Source organism: Bradyrhizobium sp. CCBAU 51753, from assembly GCF_015291565.1.
Taxonomy (GTDB): Bacteria; Pseudomonadota; Alphaproteobacteria; order Rhizobiales; family Xanthobacteraceae; genus Bradyrhizobium; species Bradyrhizobium ivorense.
The window spans coordinates 2,583,142-2,601,505 of the sequence record NZ_CP030037.1; the positions used below are offsets into that span (position 1 = coordinate 2,583,142).

The following is an 18,364-nucleotide window of genomic DNA, read 5'->3' on the forward strand; positions in this document are numbered from 1 at the left end:
ATGGTGAAGAGGACGAAGACGAACGGCGCCGCCGGCTCATGCAGCGGCCTGTGCGCTGAGCTCGCGGGCCGCCTTCCAGTTCCAGGCGAGAAGTTCGTGTAACTGGTGGCTCCTGGTCTGACCGGAGACGATGCGCTCCAGCACATCGACCAGATAGGTCTGCGGATCGAGTTCGTGGAGCTTTGCCGTATTGACCAGGGATGAAAGAATTGCCCAGCTCTCGGCGCCGCCCTCGCTGCCGCTGAACAATGAGTTCCGCCTTCCCATTGCAATCGGGCGCATCGAACGCTCGACGGTGTTGCTGTCGACCTCGACGCGGCCGTCGCGAAGAAACAGCGTCAGTCCGTCCCAATGGTTGAGCGTATAATTGATGGCCTCCGTCAGCTTCGACTGGGAGAACAGCTGGTCGAGCATCGAGGCCAGCCGCACCTTCAGCTCCTCCATCAACGGAGCGGTCCTGGTGCGGCGGACGGCAAGCCGCTGTTCGGCACTCGAGCCGCGGATCTCGGCCTCGATGGCGTAGACCACCTGCAGGCGCTCGATCACCTCGCGGGCGAACGGCGACTGCATTGTCTTGTACACCTCGACGAATTTGCGTCGGGCATGGGCGAGACAAAAAGCCAGCTGGATCACGCCGCCATGACCGCGGGCAAGCGCCTTGTAGGCGGCATAGCCATCCACCTGCAGGATGCCCGAGAAGCCGGTCAGCTGCCCGGCGATCTCCTTGGTGCCGCGGCCATCGGCAAATACGTAGGCAACCGCCGGCGGGGATGGGCCGCCCCATGGGCGATCATCCATCGCATGCGCCCAGAACTGGCAGATACGGGTGCGATGTCGTCCGGGATCGAGCACCGGCATCGGCGTCTCATCGCAGAACAGCCGCGGCGAAGCCTGGATCGTCCGCAGTTGGACCTCATAAAGGCTTTTGAGCCACCATGCTGCACGCTTCACCCAGCCAGCAAGCGTCGCGCGGTCGAGATGAATGCCCTGGCCGGTCAGGATCTGCGCCTGGCGATACAGCGGCAGATACCAGGCGAACTTTGAGACCACCACATGAGCAACGAGTGCCGTCGATGCCATGCCGCCCTCGATCAGGCGTGGCAGCGCCTTGGCCTGGACCACGCCGTCGGTGCAACCGCGGCAGGCGTATTTGGGGCGGATCGTGCGCAGTACCCGCAGGATCGCCGGGATGACGTCCAGCACTTCGCTGACGTCTTCGCCGATCCGGTGCAGAACGCCCCGGCAGCACGGGCACGCCGTCGCGTCCGGCTCGAGCACCTGCTCGCAGCGCGGCAAATGCCTAGGCAGCGCGCCGATGTTGCGCCTTGCCTTCTTGCGTGGCTTCCCAGCCTGCTTCGTCGCAGGCACATGGTCGTTGGCCGGCGCAGGCGGTGTGACGCCGGTCGCGAGGTCATCCAGTTCGAGCGCGAGCTGTTCGTCCACGATCGCCGCCAGCCGCTCCGAGCGCTTGCCGAAGATCATCTCCTTCAGCGTCTGCATCGCCACACGCAGCTTCTCGTTCTCGGCATCAAGCGCGAGCACCATCTCGGTCAGAGCTGCTGCGTCGGTCGGAAGAGCTTCGGGGCGAATCGCCATGATCGAACGATACATCCACGCATCATAGGCTCCAGCAAAATCTTCGCTTCTCAGCCGACAACGGTCGGCCGCTTCACAGGTTCAGGTGAAACACGCGTCCACTGAAGGCCGTCGAGCAGCATCGCGAGTTGTGTGGCACTCAGATACACGACGCCGTGGCGGACCGGCGGCCAGGTGAAGTGTCCCTGGTGCAACCACTTCGTCACCAGCACCATGCCGCTGCCGTCCCACGCCAAAAGCTTCACCCTGTCCGCGCGTTTGCTGCGGAACACGAAGACGTCGCCGCAATATGGGTTTGCGCGCAATGCTTCGCTCACCAGCGCCGACAGCGTGTGCACCGACTTGCGAAAGTCGACCGGCTGTGCTGCCAGCACCACCTTGAGGCCGGGCCGCAAAGCAATCAACGAACGCTCCAAAGCGCCGATAACACCGTCGAAAGCGTCGCCAACTCAACTCCGGGTTCAACCCGGATACGTGCCCCTCTCACCTCGATCTCGATCATCCCGCCAGGCTTGCCTGGGGGCAGCGTCATCTGCGGCGTCACTTCATGCGCAGACGCCAGCCGGTCCGGCTCGTCTGCCGTCGCCGGACCGCTCTCGGAAGTGATCCGTACCGGTACGAAGCCTGGCGCCTGAAAGCTCGCTGCCGTCGCGAACTTGCGCCGCCACACCGTCAGCAGCCCACGGACAACGCCATGGCGCCGGGCGACCTCGGAAATATTGACCCCTTCCTCGAAGCTCTCCGCCACGATCCGAGCCTTCTCCTCCGCCGTCCACTGCCGCCGCCGACGCTGCCCCGTGATCACCTCGATCCGACGATAGGAGCCGCCTTCCTGCCTGGCATCAAGCATGGCTTCATGCATGGCATCTGCCATAGCCCACCTCCAAAAAACAGTTCATGCCAGGATCTATCGCAGCTCCGTCGCGCGATGCCCAGGTGGCGGGCTCATGCCGGTTACCATTGATCGCTGCCATGGATGGAGGGGCCGGGCGAGCACATTTAATATATACGTTGATATACGTTGTGCAGGGGCGTCTGGCGTGGGATTGCGGTATCGAGAATGAAACTCACCCGATCCTTGCGCCAATGGAAAGACAAACAGTGTCGTCTGTAGAAGTACACCAGCACATCGTCTCACTTCTTCAGAAACCGAATCCTGTTATCCTGGATATCGGCTGCAATGACGGAACCGATACGCAACATTTCCTCAACCTGTGTCCGCAAGCTCAAATCTACAGCTTTGAGCCGGACCCCAGAGCGATCGCGCGTTTCAAGAAGAAGCTGGGCCCGTCCCTCGATAAGGTGAAGCTGCTTGAAATCGCGATCAGCGATCGAAACGGAACGATCGATTTCCATCCAAGCAATGCAGATGGTGATGCGAAGGAGTGGGACCTTTCCGGTTCGATACGCCGCCCGAAAAATCATCTTACCGAGTATGATTGGGTTCGTTTCGATGGCCCCGTCCCAGTTCAAACGCGGCGGCTTGATGATTGGTGCAACGAAGCTGGGCTGAACACGGTCGATTTCATCTGGATGGATGTCCAGGGAGCCGAAGCCGACGTGATTGCCGGCGGCATGCAGACCTTGAGCAACACGCGATTCATCTACACGGAATATAGCGACCGGGAGCTCTACGAAGGGCAACTGTCGTTACAAGCCATTCTTGATCTATTGCCGTCATTCGAAGTAGCGGCTCATTATCCCCGTGCTGTAGAAGGTGATGTATTGCTCAAGAATACGCGCTTCTAACACCTGCCACATATCCGGCCCTCATTCACCGCTGGAAGACCTGCCCCGGTTCTCTGCAGCGTGGCGCTGCAGGACGGCCGATCACCAAGCGAATACTGCGGTCCGGACAGACGCGTTCCAACGTTCCGTTCTCGTCGCGGTGGCCATACAGGCCTTGGCGATAGCGCACATAGGTGGAACCCTCGATAATTTCTGTGGTTGTTTGGAGATCATTTGTTTGGCGGGCTGGCACGGCCCGCGACTCTGAGGCGAGCAGCTCGAGCTTTCTCAGATGCCCGGACCAACACTACCAGCTGTCGCTCAAAGCGTTTAATCGTCTGAACTGCCGCTGTATGCTCTGGTCCTCTAGGAAGCCGATCCACTGCTTCAAACAAATGCCAAAGCAACTGCATCAGTTCTCGTAGATCCTTAAGATGCGCCACTTCGATTACGCGCTTAGCGTCGCTATTGTGCGTCGATGAGAAGGCATGCTGAAACATTCGCGTTCAGCCCTTAGCCCGTGGGGTGGTGTATAGCGAGTTTGTCGCCCCTCGTCGGCTGCAGCCTGTAATCTGCGATACGTCGCTGGTACAATGCATCGTCGGTGAGCTTCTGCGCCATCATGTGTGAATATGCCTCCATCAGCGCGTGATCCCCAAGAATCAGTGGCTCGGTGCGGGAGGCGAATCCATTCATTGAACGAAGACCTGCAATGACCGTGCCATCACTAGCTCAATGCAAGAAAAACATAGATATGAGGATGGCTAGCTCGCAATTGATCGCAATATCTGGCCGGTTGTAAACCCGGCATGCTGGTCGGCACTGTGCATGTTACTGTCCGGAGCAGGAATTGTGTCGGCTTGGCCTGGCGAGGATCATCTGATCGCTCGCAAGCCACCTGCGAGAAAGAGATAGAGTAGATGGGGGCCATGCTTGCGTCCGCCTCGGAGCAGGTGGCGCTCTCGGCATGCTCCTGGATCCGAGCTTTTCCTGGTCAAGAAGGTTAACTCTCAGCCACCCTTTCAGTCGATTGAGAGCCGCGGCAGCGGACGAGCGCCGCTGATTAGATGGGCCTGCGCAGCCACTTCAGCAAGATAGTCATCCATCGCACTTCGCGCGGTGGCTGTACCAGGGTGGCGGAAGTTCACGGAAATTCCATCCTGCCAGCGACTGACCCATAGGTATGTCTCGCGAGCATCGGAGCTACGGCTGATCAGAAATCTCGTCCGCCAGTGGGGCCAGCAGTCCGATCCGGGCACCGTCCGATTGTCCATATAGGATACCATAAAGCGGTCGCGCAGGGTGGCGCCGAGCAACTCCATGGCCTTTGTAAATGGCACCTGAGCCGTTTTCTTGCCGCGTTTGAGTTCGAGCCGGGCGGCGTGCAGGAGTTACGACAACGTATCTGCCACGCGGAAGCTCACCGGACTCATCCCGACATACCATCCAACCGAACGCATCGACTGCAGATCGTATCTGGTGTGAAAGGGCGCAACGGCGTGGAACTGTCGTTGGTTCGCCAGTGTCTTTCCTGCCAGCGCCAGACAGGCGAAAATTCCCGTCACCGCGTTTCCGCCCCGCGACCTGCAGCTGCGATCGAACTCGGATGCGCCAGCCGCATCGAGCAGCCACATTTTTCCGCTCCGCTGCAAGGATCTTTCCGGCACATCGAATGGTAGCGGAAAGTCCGGCAATTGACCGCCGTTCGCCGCGATCAGCTCGCGCCAATGGCCGATAGCAGGATGGTCATCGGCTAGATCGGTCAGTCGCGCTCGTTCGGCCTCGGCGTGATCCAGATAGCTGTGCACCGCTGCCAGCCGGGGTTCCACTCGACGGATCGCGGCTGTGTACAGCTCGTGGATCTCATACGGTACCAAGGCCATCGAGTAGGCATCGCTAACAGAGTGGTCGGCGGCGAGCACGAGGCTCGTGGATATCGGCCGGCTGATCGTCACGAAGACATACGCCGGCCAGCGCAGCGGGTCGGTCTCCGCGTCAAACAGTGTTTCGAGGAGCTGAGCAATTTCGTCGCTATCGGCGCAGTCACTCACCACGGTTTGCTCAAGCGCTGCAGCGCCTGGATCAATCGTGGCGCGATGCATTGCCGATCCATCCTTGGCCAATCGGCTGCGTAATACCTCGTGCCGATCGACCCAGCCGAGGATCGCTTTGGTCAGCGCAGCGGCGTTGAGCTCGCCTGGCAGCTCGAATGCTGCGCCGAGCCAGCCCGGTCGGCCATCGTAGCAGAGCAAAGATGTTCCTCTTGCACATAGGACGGGCGGCGCGGGTCAGCCCGCCAGCTGATCGGCTCGGGGACGTTGATCCGCCAAACCATCAGCCGCCCAGGCTGCCGATCAAGATCGCCAAATTCTTTGATGTCCATGAGCGAGTCCGTCGCGGTCATAGACGCAAGCTGCGCGCCTGGCGCAGCGGCGACCGCCAAATCCACACTATCGAGGCCAGGCCAAGCACGCTGCTCGCGAGCAACGTGGTACGCAGGCTCGTCGCAGCAGCGGCCGCGCCGCCGGCCAGCGCACCCAATGAGGCCAGTCCCCACACCACGCTGCGGATACTCGCATTGATCCGGCCCTGTAAGTGCGGCTGGACCAACGCATATCGAATGGGAACCTGCTGCACGTTGTAGATCCCTTGGCCGATCCACAGCATGAATTGGGAGAGCGTCACACATGCCACTGCGGCCCACCAGGGCTGGGTGAGCAGGGCCGCCAAGCTCATTCCGCCGGCGCTCACCGCCAAACCGATCATTAAAGTTGCGCCGAGGCCGATCGCCCGGCCCACCCGCGGTGAGCTAACTGCGCCGACCACACCGCCAAGCGCACCGATGCCGAGCACCATGCCGACGACCCGGCTGTCAAACCCGAGATCCTTGGTCAAATGCAGCAGAAACGCCGCAGAGTACGCGTTGTGCCAAAAGATGAATGTGCCGCTGGCCAACGTGACTGCCCGCAAAATCGGATTGCCGAACAGGCTTGCCAGCCCCTCGGCCACTTGGCCGAGTAGCGCGCTCGGCGCGGCCCCCGAGCAGCTAGCGTTACGCAGGGGCACCAGAGACAGCAGCGCCGCGGCAAGCAGAAATGAAACCGAGTCCGCCAGTATTGCGGTCGGGGCAGAGAATTCGTTGACGAGCCAACCGGCCAGGAACGGACCTGCCGCCATCGCGCCCGCTTGGCTGAGCTCCAATGAACTCTGTGCCCGAACCAGCTGTGAGCGATCTAGCACGGTGGGTATGCACGCCAGATAAGCCACGTCAGCGATCACTGCGGCGACCCCAACAAGCATGCTCGTCGTGTACAAGTGAACCAGTCCAAGACGTCCAAGGCCGGCGAACAAGGGAATTGTGGCCAGCGTCGCCGCCATCACCAGATTGGCGGTCAAAAGGATCCGCCGATGCGGGAGGCGGTCCACGACGACCCCGGCGAACAGACTCACCACCAGGTACGGCGCTCGACCGCAGGCCAGCAGCAGCCCCGTTTGCGCCGGTCCCGCGTCCAGCAACGTGATTGCGGTTAGCGGCAGCGCCAGCATGGTCACATTAGAGCCCAGCAGCGAAATGGTCTGGCCAACGAGCAGCGCAAGATAGCTTCGCGGCAGTCCGCGAAGCACGGCGGAACAGCGCGGGCGGCTCACGCGTCGCCAGACAGGCCGGGAGCCGACAGATACCCCAGTCGGCTCAGCTCATTTTCGGCGATCTGCTCGAACTCCTCGATCTGGGCTCGCGTCAGATCTTGGACGTAACGACCGATCCTGCCTCGGTGCAGCGGCTTCCCCGCTGCCTCGGCCGCCGGATGGCCGTGCGGTTGTTCGAACAATACGTGCTCGTATTCAGCGTGACGCAGCACGGCCTCATCCCAAGGCAAGCCGAGGTGATCCAGGATTCGGGCCAGGGTGGGACGGGGACTGCTTACAAGATCCTCGTAACGCACCTCAAGATAGCGGCCAGGCGGCGCGACTCGATGTGGTTGGGATACCACTTCCAGCCAACCGCGCGCGGCATCGGCAACAGTTCGGTATCCCCAATCGGGAACGGTTTTCAGATGAGAGGCGGCAACGTCGCGGCCGTCCCGCACGATATGCACGAAATGTGCGCGGGGCCACAGCCGAGCGAAGGCGTCGGTCTGGGCGATCTTGCGCTGCAGTTTCAAGCCCCAACGCCGGGCCCCGCTACGTGCTCGGCGCAACTCGCCCATCTCGTTGATAAGGCGGCATCGGTCGGCGAACGAAACAATGTCGTCGCCCATCTCGACCATGACCTTGCTGACCAACCCACGCACATCATCGAAGTCGAGGCCGAACCGGCGGCACTGGACCACAAAATGCACCCCGTCATACCAGACGGGATCGACCGTGCTTTTGGTCATGCCCGCGACACGCGAATCGCCGGCCGCCAGCAGGTCGATCGCACGCAAGATGTGCGGACCGAGATTGGGCGGTTCGAGGAAGTCGATCTCCGGCCCGGCTACCAGATCCATATGCGAATCCAGCACGACACTCAGCAATGTGGTGCCCGAGCGGTTCTCGCCGCCGAGCAGCACCGGCGATGTGGAAAATGGATTGGGCAGCGGCATGGCCGTGTCCTCTGTTGGAAAATGCCTACTCATCCGCGGACGGGTCCGGTGAACCAGCGCCGAACCGCCCCCGGGGTGGCCACGAAATGATCCCTGGCGAACCGTACAGCGGCTGCGACTGGGTCCGGGTCGCCGCCGGTGCTATCCATGCGGGACAGCGCCACCGGCAGGGCCTCTCCAGCAGCTTCGACGGCCGCCTGCACATCGGCGTCGGATACCGCCGCCGATGGCATGAAGCGGCCACCGTACTGCATGAGAAAACCCCGTGCCCACATCTCCTGGAAAAAGGCGTGGCCAAGTTCGGCGTTGGCAAATACGACATCGAACATAGTCGGCCAGGCGAATGCCCATGCCGCGACCTGCTGTCTGGTGAAGACCTCGTTGAGCCCCTTGATCAGCTGCTCGCCAACCTCGCGCATCCGAGCCTGCAACGTCCCGTCGCGCAGCGCGTGCAGGGTGCTCAGTGCGGCCGCGAACGGGGTAACCTCGCGCTGGTAGGTGTTGCCCATGTATGTCTTCTCGGCGGCGGCGAGTACGTCCGCGCGACCCGCGACTGCGGACAGCGCCATTCCATTGGCCAGTCCTTTGCTTAGCGTGATCAGATCGGGCGTGAGGCCGACTGCCATGTGGTACCCGCCAATGCCGTAGCGGAATCCGGTCATCACCTCGTCAAGGATGAGCAAGGCGCCGTGCCGATACACCAGCCTCTGTAATTCCTGATGGTATTCGGGCGGGAAGAAGTTGACCTCGGGGGTGATGATCACCGCGGCGACGCGCTGGACACTTGCCAACTCGTCGAGCAAGTCCAGGTTGTAGCGGAAATCCACGCTGTCTCGGTCCCGATTGGGCAGCCCCATCTGTGGTCGGTCCTGCAACTGCCAGTCGTGCCAGCCATGATATCCACTGGTAAGCACATGGTTCAGCCCTGTGAATGCGCGGGCAAGGCGGACGGCGGCGGTGGTCGCACATGATCCGGTGCGGAAGAACATTGAGCGTTCCGCGACGGGGAAGATCTCCGCCAACCGTTCGGCCAGTTCGACCCGGTGCACGGACAGCGGTCCAGGCAATATGCCGCCGGTACGGCGCATCTCGGCGGCTGCGTGCGCCACGACCGGCTCGTATCCGGCACCGAGCGGCGCAGCACCGCTACAAGAAGTGAAATCGACATATTGCCGTCCATTGATATCCCATGCGTGCGCACCCGAAGCACGCGTCATGACGACCGGAAAACGCCTGTTGAGATCCCATTTTTCCGACGCGGTGACGCGCAACGCGCGGCGTAATGCTGATCTGTGCGCGTCGGTCGCGGCCGCGGTTGCAGTCGGGAGGGCGGTGGACATGAGCTGTCTCCGTTTGATAATCACGCCCTTAGGTGAGCTGCGTGACTATTCTTCGAGCGATCCGCAGGGCGTTCGCCTGAATGGTGAATGTCGGATTGACGCCTCCGGAATAGGGAAAGAAGCCGCCATCCGCGACATAGAGGTTGTCGATGTCATGCACCCGGCCCCAGCGGTCGACAACGGATTGCGTCGGGTCGACGCCGGCACGGCAGCCGCCATGCAGATGTCCGCTGCCGAACTGATAATTGGAATCCTGAAAATCGACTTGTTTCACGCCGGCCTCCGCCAGCAAGTTCGACGCGCGTCGGCACAAATAGCCTAATCGGCGTTTGTCCAGCGGATGGGTCCAATAATCGAGAATGATCTTCGGCAAACCCAGCCGATCCAGGCTGGTGGCCAGTCGGACCGCATTGTTGCGCATGGGTTGGTCGGCCGCCAGGAAATGCAGCCGTAGTGTTATCTTTCCGTCGTGGTCCGTGCGCTCAACCCGACTTGCTTCGTAGATCATTCCGCCGAGCCCCGAAGGAGCCTCTTCGTCCAGGTAGTGATCGGAGATCGCAACGGTGGAGAATGGGCCACCGGCCGGGCGCGCGGACATCGGATCTATTGCGATGCTACCGGACACGTAGCCGCTGATTTTGAATGAGATGCCACTGCCGACCATGCCGGAGGCGTTGCCGATGCCGTTGGGCGCTGCCCGCTGAGCCGATCTTAGCAAGAGGGCGGCAGACTGCACTGCGTTGCCAGCGAGTACCACGCAGCGGGTGCGGACCCGCGCGCGTTGTCGGCTGAGCGTGTCCAGCCATTCCACCGAACCCGCGCGGCTGACGTTGGCCAGATCGATGCGTACAGCCTTGCTGCCGAGTGCAACCGTCAGCGCGCCGGGCGGCAGGGCGACGTCTGTGAACGGCGAGCGTGCGTCCGCCCTCGCGCCGGTAGCGCACCGGTGTTCGTTGCAAGGTCCGTCGCAATCACAGGCTGGCCGACCGCGATAGGGTACGGAGTTGATTGCCAATGGGGTGGGAAAAGGCTGCTGGCCTAGGCGTCCGCCGGCATCGGCGATCAACCGCCCCTTCGCGCTGTAATCATGCGGGGGCAGAACGGGAGGATCGCTCGGTGGCTCGAATGGGTCCACCCCGGCTAGGCGGGCCACGCCCATGCGCCGTTCTAGCTCCTCGTAAAACGGGCGTAGCTCGGCGTAGTTGATCGGCCAGGTAGGGTCAAGCGCGTCTCCGGCTACATGCGCTTGCGCATCAAAGTCGATGGTCCGATAGCGGAAGGCTATTCCGGCATACAAAGTCATTCCGCCGCCGAGCGCGCACACAGTCCAGGGACGTCCAAACGACGTCAACGTACCTGCCGCAGATCTCACTAGGGCGGTATCCATACCATCTTGGACGCTCGCCAGCGAGGCGTCGGGAGGAAGCGCCCGACCTTCCTCGAGAAGGAGCACCCGCAAACCGTGTTGGGCGATCTCGTAGGCCACGGTCGAGCCGCTGGCACCACTCCCGACAACGCATACATCAACGATATCGGCCGTCATTATCCCACCTCTGGCAACAAATATCGACGATGCGCAATCAAATCCCCATTGATCAGTGACGCCATAGCCAACGATGAACGCGCGGCAGTTATACGATTGCCCCAGACTATCCAGTGCGGCTTGGCTCGGTTACCAATGATCATCTGCCAGGTATCATCTGCCAAGTATCATCCGAACTACCGCGAGATCGTACAATGTGACGCTACGTACGATTCAAGGCCATTCAAGCCACTACCGCGTGAATATGACAGATGGTTGGGTCAGGCGGTTGTCCGATCCACCTGACCTGTGTAGCTGGCGTGGGTGAGCAAACGTGTCTGCACGATGAGCGGGCGCTCGCGAGCTCCTTGGGCTAAGCGTCGCAAAGGCCATGCGAGCAGCATTTTGAAGGCCACCAGGACTGTTGTCTCCTGAACTTTTCGCAATCATCAGACGCGGGTTAGCTGGAACAGCAAAGCCGCGCATCTTATCGGAAAAAAAGCCCGGCCTCATTTCGAGGGCCGGGCGGAAGTCAGTCTGGGCGAACGAGGCTGCTAAGCGTCGCGCCAGCTCTCGTCGACAGAGGGAGGGCTGCCGACGGTCATTTGCGGTGATGCATTCACCGCAAATTCCAATCACAAAAAGGATCGATGTCGGTCTGGCGTTGTTTTCCTTCTTACCAAGGCGATATTCACCAATGCACGGACAGCCCGAGATCATCTGTCATCGACGCAACTCATCTAATCGGTATGATCTTGACGATGCTTGTAAAGCAAAGTCGACCGCTTAGGTGTCGTTGTCGCGCCTCTGGCGGAGTGGCCCCGCCGGCTTTGCCCGGGGCCCTCGCGTCCTGCTTTGAGATGCTACAACGTGACGCTAGGTACGAATCAAGTCGTTTGAGCTGCGGCGCGTGCCATGAAAATTCAAGCTCCCGATTTCTTAATTCGCGAGTCGCAACGGTGCATGTCGTATTCTGCTTATGTGCACCGGGTCGCGCACGCTGTAACTACGCTCAAATAGTTCAAGAAAATAGCCGAGCGAACGCGACTACAGGTCGAATAGCGTCAATACGGATCGAAATTGGCGTCGGCTCGTTGATTTTCTTGGTACGAAGAGTACGGAGCGGCGGCCGATGAAATTCAGCGCAGGAAACATGAGGGGCGGAATTCCAGAAGCAATTCGAGCTGATCTCGTTGAAGAAGATCAATGGCATGATCGTTCCATTCAATGAGCTTCCTCAAGACACAGCTGCGGTGACTTTGTGGCCAGACGTCATTTCTCCGGAACGCTTGGCCGACTTCGGCTCGGTTGGCACCTTCCGTATCGCCGCGGCCGGCAGCCAACTAACGCAATTCAATCGCAATCGAGATCCACTCGCGCAGGGCGCGGACTCGAAGAAAGACAAAACTTTATCGCGTTGAGCGCCATGCCAGCCAAGCCTCTGTACGAGGCGCTCAGATCTGTGGCCGCGATGGCACACTAGCCGAGGTAGCGAGATCGTTCGACCGTAGCGTACCATGTTTGTTGGCGTAAAAATACGGGACTCCAGTACGATCAAAGCTAAGGGATGTGCTTGAGCCGTCTTCCGTGATTACCTGCTCGAATTGAGATCCAACATGAGTCGTGCGGCTGGGGACCACTTTGAAGTGTCGATAGTGACGGAAGAAGAACGCGAGTTGGCGCGGTGCAGGCAGGAAATAGCGCGCCTCAAGAATTTGGTTGTGCAGCTTTCTCAGCTCGTCCTGCGGCACGTCGCGGAAAATACCGAGGACCGGAAGCCGCAATGCAGGTGAGTCGCTTGGACGTGTGATCATAAATGACAGAGGACGGCAGCTAGACGATTTCCGTTGTGATCCGCAGCGCGGCCTCCCCATGTGGAGCCAGGGGGAGGAGAGCGGCCCCGCCTTGTTTCCCCGAGGCGGGGCCGCGCAATTTTCGGCCGAACTTTTCGTGGAACGAAGGGTCCGAGCTAATGCGCGTCGCGCGGTCCGATAGTCGAAACTCTCCATAAGCCGAAACCGATGACTGCAGTCTGGTGAAAGGACACCTCATCGAGCCCGCCGCTAAATGTCTTGGGCCCAACTTGTCAGCTCCAATTAAGTCCAGCCCGTAAGGCGTGGAACCCGTGGCAGGCTGTGCATCGACCGGAAAGTGGATCCAAACTGCGCGTGTGCACGGTGCTCGCTTTAGACCAATGGTGGTGTGCGGACACCAAGCTGCTCGATGACGCACTTTGATATCTCCGCTGGATCGCCAACCCCGCTTGCGCCAATCTCGATGACCTTCCTTGCGACGATTTCGGCGATAGGATCGTCACGATCACCAAGCAGAGCAGGCGCATTGTCCGTGCATAGGCTGAGTTCGGACATTTAAATTTGTTCCGGCCGTAGCTTGCTGCCTTGGAGCAATCGATCGATCGACATTGATCCCCGTCCTCGCTCCCTGGGGACGCTAACTTTGATGTCTTGACCAAGATGAGTCAGAACGCGGTCGGGCTAGTCTCGCTATAGCCGCCTTTGTCGTCCCACCTATAAACGACGTAGTCGAGCTGCTTGATGTCACCCTTGGCGTCGTATTGCAGTGTGCCGATCACAGTGTTCCAAGAGCCCGCTTTGATCGTGTCCATCACCTTCTTCGGATCTATGGTGCCAACTTTGGTTGCGGCTTGCGTCCAGACCTGCACTGCAGCGTAGGTGTAGAGCGTATAGCCCTCGGGGTCGATATTCTTGGCTTTGAACTTATCGACGATCACAGCCGCCGTCGTCTTCTTTCGCGGGTCGGGTCCGAAGGTGAAGAGCGTACCTGCTCCAGCTGCGCCGGTGATCGAAGCATATTCCTTGTCAGCCAGCGCGTCACCCGACATCAGGACGGTCTTCAGGCCCTGATCGCGCATCTGGCGCAAGATAAGGCCCGCTTCTTGGTGATAGCCGCCGACATAGACGAGGTCGATATTGTCGCGCTTCAGTCGCGAGACAATCGCATTGAAATCCTTGTCGCCCTTATTATAGGACTCGTACATCTTCTCAATGATACCGGCCTTGTTGAGTGCCTTCTTCGTCTCGTCGGCAAGTCCCTTTCCATAAGTCGTCTTGTCATTCAGAATCGCGATGTTCTTGCCGTTGAATTGCTTCGCGATGTACTGGGCGGCAACCTGGCCCTGCTGGTCGTCACGGCCGCAGACGCGCGCCACGTTCCACAGCTTGCGTTCGGTGAATAGCGGGTTGGTCGAAGCCGGCGTGATCTGCAGCACACCGCCATCCGCGTAGGCTTCCGAGGCCGGGATCGATGACGAAGAGCAAAAGTGCCCAGCAACGAACGGGATCTTGGCGGCAGCGACCTTTTCCGCTACCGATCGCGCCTGCTTGGGATCGCAAGCATCGTCCTCGATGTCGAGGGCTAGCTTCTTGCCGAGTACGCCACCGGAAGCGTTGATCTGCTCCACCGCCATCTCGGCGCCGTTCTTCATTTGCCGGCCGAAGGCGGACTCGGCCCCGGTTATCGGTCCAGCGACGGCGATGGTGATTTCCTCAGCCAAGGCCGCGGTGGACAGCACAATCGATGCTCCAAGTGCAAAGCCGATTAGGTTGAGTGATTTCATGGAGGAGTCCTCACAGGGTGAACGCGGCGGCGAGTAAGCTGAAGTAGGGGCGGCGCCCCCCGGCGGCGGTCAGTGCCAGGTAGCGGTCCGAGATAAAGTCATGGTCGCGCATCAAACTGTTCGATTGCACTGCTACGTGAGCGCAGGAGCCTACCTTGACTTGATGAGACAACGGTTCGTAATGCAGGAACATACAACGGTTCGGGAATTATCGGCAGACAACCCATCGCTGCGCGTCCAATCTCATACCGCCCGCTGGCTCAACGCACGGGGCTATCTTCGTTGGACACTAGCTGAATCGGGCGTTTGTGAAAGAAATAGATCGGTCCGCAACGTACGGAGCCCGTCGCGTCCGAAGCGCCGCCACTTGAGACCAGACGGTCGGTCGAGCCGAAAGTAGAGACGATCGTTCAGGTCGTGCGCGATCATCGTCTTTCGAGACGCAGAAACACTTGATGCTCGACGGCGCGTGATCGCCTTGATAACCCGCGCAAGGCAACCAGCGCGGTTTCAAATGAAGGCAAAGGCGAGCAGGCTCGAGCAGAGTAGTGCGAAGCTGGTCGCGGTCAGGACAAGGAGGCTACCGGAGACAAGGTCATAATTGCCCATGAAGCGCCCTCGATTGCAGCTAAGGAGAGACGCGCAGCCGCAGCTCGTCTCTATGAGCTTCGTAAGCAAATTATGCGATTCTGATTGCGCTATTCCTGCGTCGTCCGGGTGATTCTGCATTTTTGCAGCATTATTCGGCAGTATTCTGTTGAAGTTCTGCGTAAGAAGTGGAGCGGATCGAGTCTCTAAACGTCTGAAATAAACAGCTCTTATGCGGCGACAGGTCACTTGATTGGGCGGAGTGGCCGGCTACGTAATGCTTTTGCCGGGCTTGCGATCTCGCCTCGCATTTCGCCAGCTGCGTACTCGGTCGTGTCGTCGTTCGAGTATACCGAGCCGAACGGCCTTTCCAGCATGCGACGGACCCGTATGGGCGCAGGGCCGACGTGGAAATGAATTGCCCGCTGCTCGAGTGTACGTTCCGACCGCGTCGAGCGGTTCCGCCAACGCAAGTAGTCGAGCCAGGTCGGGCAGTGAAAGCGCTCGGTCCACAATTCCGGATCGGCAATGTCCCGCGCGATCGACCAGCCGTAGGCGCCGTTGCGCTGGCGAGACAATTGCACATCTTGCATAACACTATGAAACGCTCTGGCATTCTCCTGTGCAACTCGATATTCGATCTCCACGACGAGCGGGCCGCTGCGTCCGGTCAAGGCGAGCCGTACCTCGGGATCGGCGAGCGGCTCAGGTTCCTCACCCCGCGCGCCGATGCGGGGCATGGGCAGCCAACGGCCGATGAGTGGTGAGGCAACCATCAGGCCGGCCGACACCAGCAGCGCGGTTTCGACGCCGGCCGCGTCGGTCAGACGGCCCCAACCCCAGCTGCCAACGGCAATCCCGCCTGAGCTCGCCGCCTGATAGGCTGCAAGCGAGCGTCCGGCCACCCAGCGCGGCGCCGATAGCTGCACCCCAATGTTGAATACCGCCCACACCATCATCCACACGGCTCCCGCCAGGACGAGTGCCGCCGCGGTCAATACCGGCTCGCGGCTGAGCGCAACCGCGGCCATCGCCGCGCCCATGGACAGCGCACAGGCGCGGATCGCGGCCTCCCCGCTCAACCGCTTGCGCAGTTCGGTGATATTCAGTGCGCCGACCACCGCACCCAGGCCAAAAGCGCCAAGCATGATGCCGTAGGTCTGCGCGTCGCCATGCAAGAGATCGCGCGCCACCAGCGGCATCAGAGCGGTGATTGCACCGCCAAAGATGCCGGTCACCAGGCTGCGGGCCAGCACAATCTTGATCGACGGCGAATTGCTAATATAGCGTACGCCAGACACCATCGCGCGGCTCAATCTTTCAGGCGGCAGGCGTGAGGGCGCGCTGATGCGTTTCCAAAGCAACAAAGCGATAATCAGCGGCACATACAGCAACGTGTTGAGCGCGAATGCGGCTACTGCACCCGCGGTTGCCACCACGACTCCACCGATTGCCGGACCTACGCTTCGCGCAATATTGTAGCTGATGCCGTTCAGCGCGATCGCTGCAGGCAGCTGTGCTTCCAGCGGAACTTGTTCACTAACCGACGATTGCCAGGCCGGTCCCATCAACGCCATGCCACTGCCGACAACGAGGCATAGCATGAGCAGGAGGTTTGGTGTGGCCAAGCCAAGCCAGGCGACCACCGTCAACCCGGTGGCTCCGGCGAGCGCCAATCCAAGGGAGACCAGCGCCACGATGCGGCGGTCGTACATATCCGCGATCGCCCCGGCTGGCATCGAAATCAGCATGACCGGCAGTAAGAGTGCGGTCTGGACCAACGCGACTTCGTCAGCCGACGACGTCATCTGGGTCATAGCCCAGGCTGCACCAACGCCTTGAATCAAGATACCGACATTGGACAGGAGGCTCGCAAGCCAGATGCGCCTGAAGGTTGCGTGCCGCAGCGGCGCCGTGATGCCGTCGGCACTACGCGTCTTGGCTTTGGGTGAATCGGTCATATCGATTCGTGATGATCTACCATGATTTGATCTTGGTAGGGATCACAAGGATGTTCCTGGCGCGATATCGCGTTCAGATCCTGGCACGGTCGTAAAATGAGATGCTTCGATCGTGTTTGATTGACAGTGATGTACTGCTTCCGTCGCCTTGCGCCCCATAACAAAGGCTGCCGCGCAGAAAAACAAAAACAGCACCATCAGAGGTGGGAGCGCTGCTGTTCCGTGCTCACCCGGAAGTCGTTGACGCCGACCTCGCGGTCTCTTCGGGAGCATTCCAATGCGAACGGCGCGGTTGTCATAACAATCTGTTTCGTGTGGTCATCGTTTAGTTATTTGTTATTTTCGGGCCATTTCGTGGAATTACCCGTCTCACTTGCGGCGGCACAGAACATGTGGGCACCGCAATGATCGAAGCTGCTCGCGGTGATCGTAGAGCACTCTGCCGACGCTCACCCTACATCCCAACATCCTGGGTACAGACCTCGAGCGGTATGGTGTTTCCTTCTCGTAAGCACACCCCATACGGATTTTGGAATGTGGCGAGATTCTACTCCGGCCACACGCATGGAAACTCTCCGGAGGCCTCTGCATCGTACGAAACGATCAAATCTGAGACCGAGACGACACGCGCTGTCGAGAAGCTGGATTGTTTGTACTTTTCGTACGCTCTTTGTCGGAGCATCCTTATACTGCGTAGGTTCTAAAGGAAGCATGACTGGACCGTGACAACAAGTTCTCTATGAAGCATTGGCAATGACAGACGAGCACTGCGCGCTGGAACGTTGCAAGCAAGAGAATGCGCGCCTCAAAGAGCTGGTTGTGTGGCTATCTGAGATTATCTTACGCGACGTCGTAAAACGCGCGGAACACCTGAACTCCCGTGAGTCTATGGCACAGCGTGGCTTACCGCTTCAGGGCAAGGGGGGCAGGCTCCGCCCTCGTCTCCGTAGGGAGCGGGGGCGGGGCCACTTGCTGCGCGGGACGCAAAAAACGCATGCCAGGAGAGGGGCCATGGCCGACCACGTGCCTGCCGTCGTCGACGCGCTGGACTGCTCCAAAAGTGTAGCTCACAAGCGAGCGTTCAACACGCGGCCGATGCTTAGGCCTCTTTTGGTGCGCCCCAAGGAGCGGCCCTTGGTCAAAAATGCGATTCTGGCGCGGCTGCCTTTGCAAGACCTTGCGGTAATAGGGGACCCGATCACCCTGAAAAACGCATGATTCTGAATCAGCCGAATAAGCATATCGAGCACATTTACTTCATAGAATCGGGTCTCGCTTCGCTGAGAAGCGTCACGGCGGGAAGCATGCTGGAAACGGCACTCGTAGGATATCGGGGGGGGGGCGGCCCTTCGTTCTTGTGGGGAGGGACCTTTCGACGATCAATCGGTCGTGCTCTTTGCCGGAAGCGCGCAGCGGATTCGTGTCGAGGATTTGCGTCGAGTGAT

General features: G+C 60.1%; 14 protein-coding genes. 3 read left to right on the top strand and 11 right to left on the bottom strand.

Going from position 1 to position 18,364, the window contains the following annotated elements; translation table 11 throughout:
* Window positions 1-36: 36 nt before the first annotated feature.
* From XH93_RS11565 to XH93_RS43070, 3 genes are read right to left on the bottom strand one after another with little or no spacing between them, the layout of a single operon-like run.
* Entirely contained in the window at window positions 37-1,596 is a 1,560-nt protein-coding gene (locus tag XH93_RS11565; protein WP_194475108.1) for an IS66 family transposase, read from the bottom strand.
* 50 nt (window positions 1,597-1,646) lie between these two features.
* On the bottom strand, window positions 1,647-2,000 hold the full coding sequence (gene tnpB / locus XH93_RS11570) for an IS66 family insertion sequence element accessory protein TnpB (protein ID WP_194470833.1): 354 nt from the start codon (window positions 1,998-2,000) through the stop codon (window positions 1,647-1,649).
* Window positions 1,997-2,470: a transposase gene (locus XH93_RS43070; RefSeq protein WP_194470832.1), complete on the bottom strand. Its 474-nt coding sequence runs from the start codon at window positions 2,468-2,470 to the stop codon at window positions 1,997-1,999. Before XH93_RS43070 ends, tnpB begins: the two co-directional genes overlap by 4 nt.
* Window positions 2,471-2,697: 227 nt before the next feature.
* On the opposite strand from XH93_RS43070, the gene XH93_RS11580 reads away from it, so the two are divergent.
* A complete protein-coding gene (locus XH93_RS11580) occupies window positions 2,698-3,345 on the top strand; it encodes an FkbM family methyltransferase (RefSeq protein WP_194475109.1) in 648 nt (215 codons plus the stop codon).
* Window positions 3,346-4,715: 1,370 nt separating this feature from the next.
* On the opposite strand, the gene XH93_RS42275 is transcribed toward XH93_RS11580, so the two are convergent.
* The 5 genes from XH93_RS42275 to XH93_RS11605 all read right to left on the bottom strand — a co-directional run bounded on the left by XH93_RS42275 (window position 4,716) and on the right by XH93_RS11605 (window position 10,793).
* Window positions 4,716-5,576, bottom strand: coding sequence for a condensation domain-containing protein (locus XH93_RS42275; RefSeq protein WP_246799584.1), 861 nt, complete (start codon window positions 5,574-5,576; stop codon window positions 4,716-4,718).
* A 148-nt stretch (window positions 5,577-5,724) separates the two neighbouring features.
* Window positions 5,725-6,948, bottom strand: a complete 1,224-nt coding sequence (locus XH93_RS11590) for an MFS transporter (RefSeq protein ID WP_194473595.1) — start codon at window positions 6,946-6,948, stop codon at window positions 5,725-5,727.
* Between the two features lie 20 nt (window positions 6,949-6,968).
* The gene (locus tag XH93_RS11595; protein WP_194473596.1) at window positions 6,969-7,910 is read right to left on the bottom strand and encodes a sulfotransferase; all 942 of its coding nucleotides are present in this window, start codon (window positions 7,908-7,910) and stop codon (window positions 6,969-6,971) included.
* Window positions 7,911-7,939: 29 nt separating this feature from the next.
* Entirely contained in the window at window positions 7,940-9,250 is a 1,311-nt protein-coding gene (locus XH93_RS11600; RefSeq protein WP_194473597.1) for an aminotransferase class III-fold pyridoxal phosphate-dependent enzyme, read from the bottom strand.
* Window positions 9,251-9,278: 28 nt separating this feature from the next.
* Window positions 9,279-10,793 carry an FAD-dependent oxidoreductase gene (locus XH93_RS11605; protein ID WP_194475110.1) on the bottom strand — a complete coding sequence of 505 codons (1,515 nt, stop codon included), beginning with the start codon at window positions 10,791-10,793 and terminating at the stop codon, window positions 9,279-9,281.
* A gap of 1,172 nt (window positions 10,794-11,965) precedes the next feature.
* On the opposite strand from XH93_RS11605, the gene XH93_RS11610 reads away from it, so the two are divergent.
* Window positions 11,966-12,193, top strand: coding sequence for a hypothetical protein (locus XH93_RS11610; protein ID WP_194473598.1), 228 nt, complete (start codon window positions 11,966-11,968; stop codon window positions 12,191-12,193).
* A gap of 765 nt (window positions 12,194-12,958) precedes the next feature.
* Here the strand turns inward: XH93_RS11610 and XH93_RS11615 are convergent.
* The 3 genes from XH93_RS11615 to XH93_RS11625 form a co-directional block, all read right to left on the bottom strand.
* On the bottom strand, window positions 12,959-13,141 hold the full coding sequence (locus XH93_RS11615; protein WP_194473599.1) for a hypothetical protein: 183 nt from the start codon (window positions 13,139-13,141) through the stop codon (window positions 12,959-12,961).
* Between the two features lie 110 nt (window positions 13,142-13,251).
* The gene (locus XH93_RS11620) at window positions 13,252-14,370 is read right to left on the bottom strand and encodes a branched-chain amino acid ABC transporter substrate-binding protein (protein WP_194473600.1); all 1,119 of its coding nucleotides are present in this window, start codon (window positions 14,368-14,370) and stop codon (window positions 13,252-13,254) included.
* Window positions 14,371-15,203: 833 nt separating this feature from the next.
* A complete protein-coding gene (locus tag XH93_RS11625) occupies window positions 15,204-16,919 on the bottom strand; it encodes an MFS transporter (protein WP_194473601.1) in 1,716 nt (571 codons plus the stop codon).
* Window positions 16,920-17,930: 1,011 nt separating this feature from the next.
* Between XH93_RS11625 and XH93_RS42280 the strand changes: the two genes are divergently transcribed.
* Window positions 17,931-18,137 (top strand): hypothetical protein, encoded by a 207-nt coding sequence (locus XH93_RS42280; RefSeq protein WP_246799585.1) that lies wholly within the window; start codon window positions 17,931-17,933, stop codon window positions 18,135-18,137.
* Window positions 18,138-18,364 lie beyond the last annotated feature (227 nt).

Excerpts from the sequence above, each read along its gene's own strand:
- XH93_RS11565 (WP_194475108.1), bottom strand. The coding sequence starts at position 1,596 with ATGGCGATTCGCCCCGAAGCTCTTCCGACCGACGCAGCAGCTCTGACC.
- XH93_RS42280 (WP_246799585.1), top strand. The coding sequence starts at position 17,931 with ATGGCCGACCACGTGCCTGCCGTCGTCGACGCGCTGGACTGCTCCAAA.
- XH93_RS11615 (WP_194473599.1), bottom strand. The coding sequence starts at position 13,141 with ATGTCCGAACTCAGCCTATGCACGGACAATGCGCCTGCTCTGCTTGGT.
- XH93_RS11595 (WP_194473596.1), bottom strand. The coding sequence starts at position 7,910 with ATGCCGCTGCCCAATCCATTTTCCACATCGCCGGTGCTGCTCGGCGGC.
- XH93_RS11625 (WP_194473601.1), bottom strand. The coding sequence starts at position 16,919 with ATGACCGATTCACCCAAAGCCAAGACGCGTAGTGCCGACGGCATCACG.
- XH93_RS11605 (WP_194475110.1), bottom strand. The coding sequence starts at position 10,793 with ATGACGGCCGATATCGTTGATGTATGCGTTGTCGGGAGTGGTGCCAGC.
- XH93_RS11600 (WP_194473597.1), bottom strand. The coding sequence starts at position 9,250 with ATGTCCACCGCCCTCCCGACTGCAACCGCGGCCGCGACCGACGCGCAC.
- XH93_RS11620 (WP_194473600.1), bottom strand. The coding sequence starts at position 14,370 with ATGAAATCACTCAACCTAATCGGCTTTGCACTTGGAGCATCGATTGTG.
- XH93_RS43070 (WP_194470832.1), bottom strand. The coding sequence starts at position 2,470 with ATGGCAGATGCCATGCATGAAGCCATGCTTGATGCCAGGCAGGAAGGC.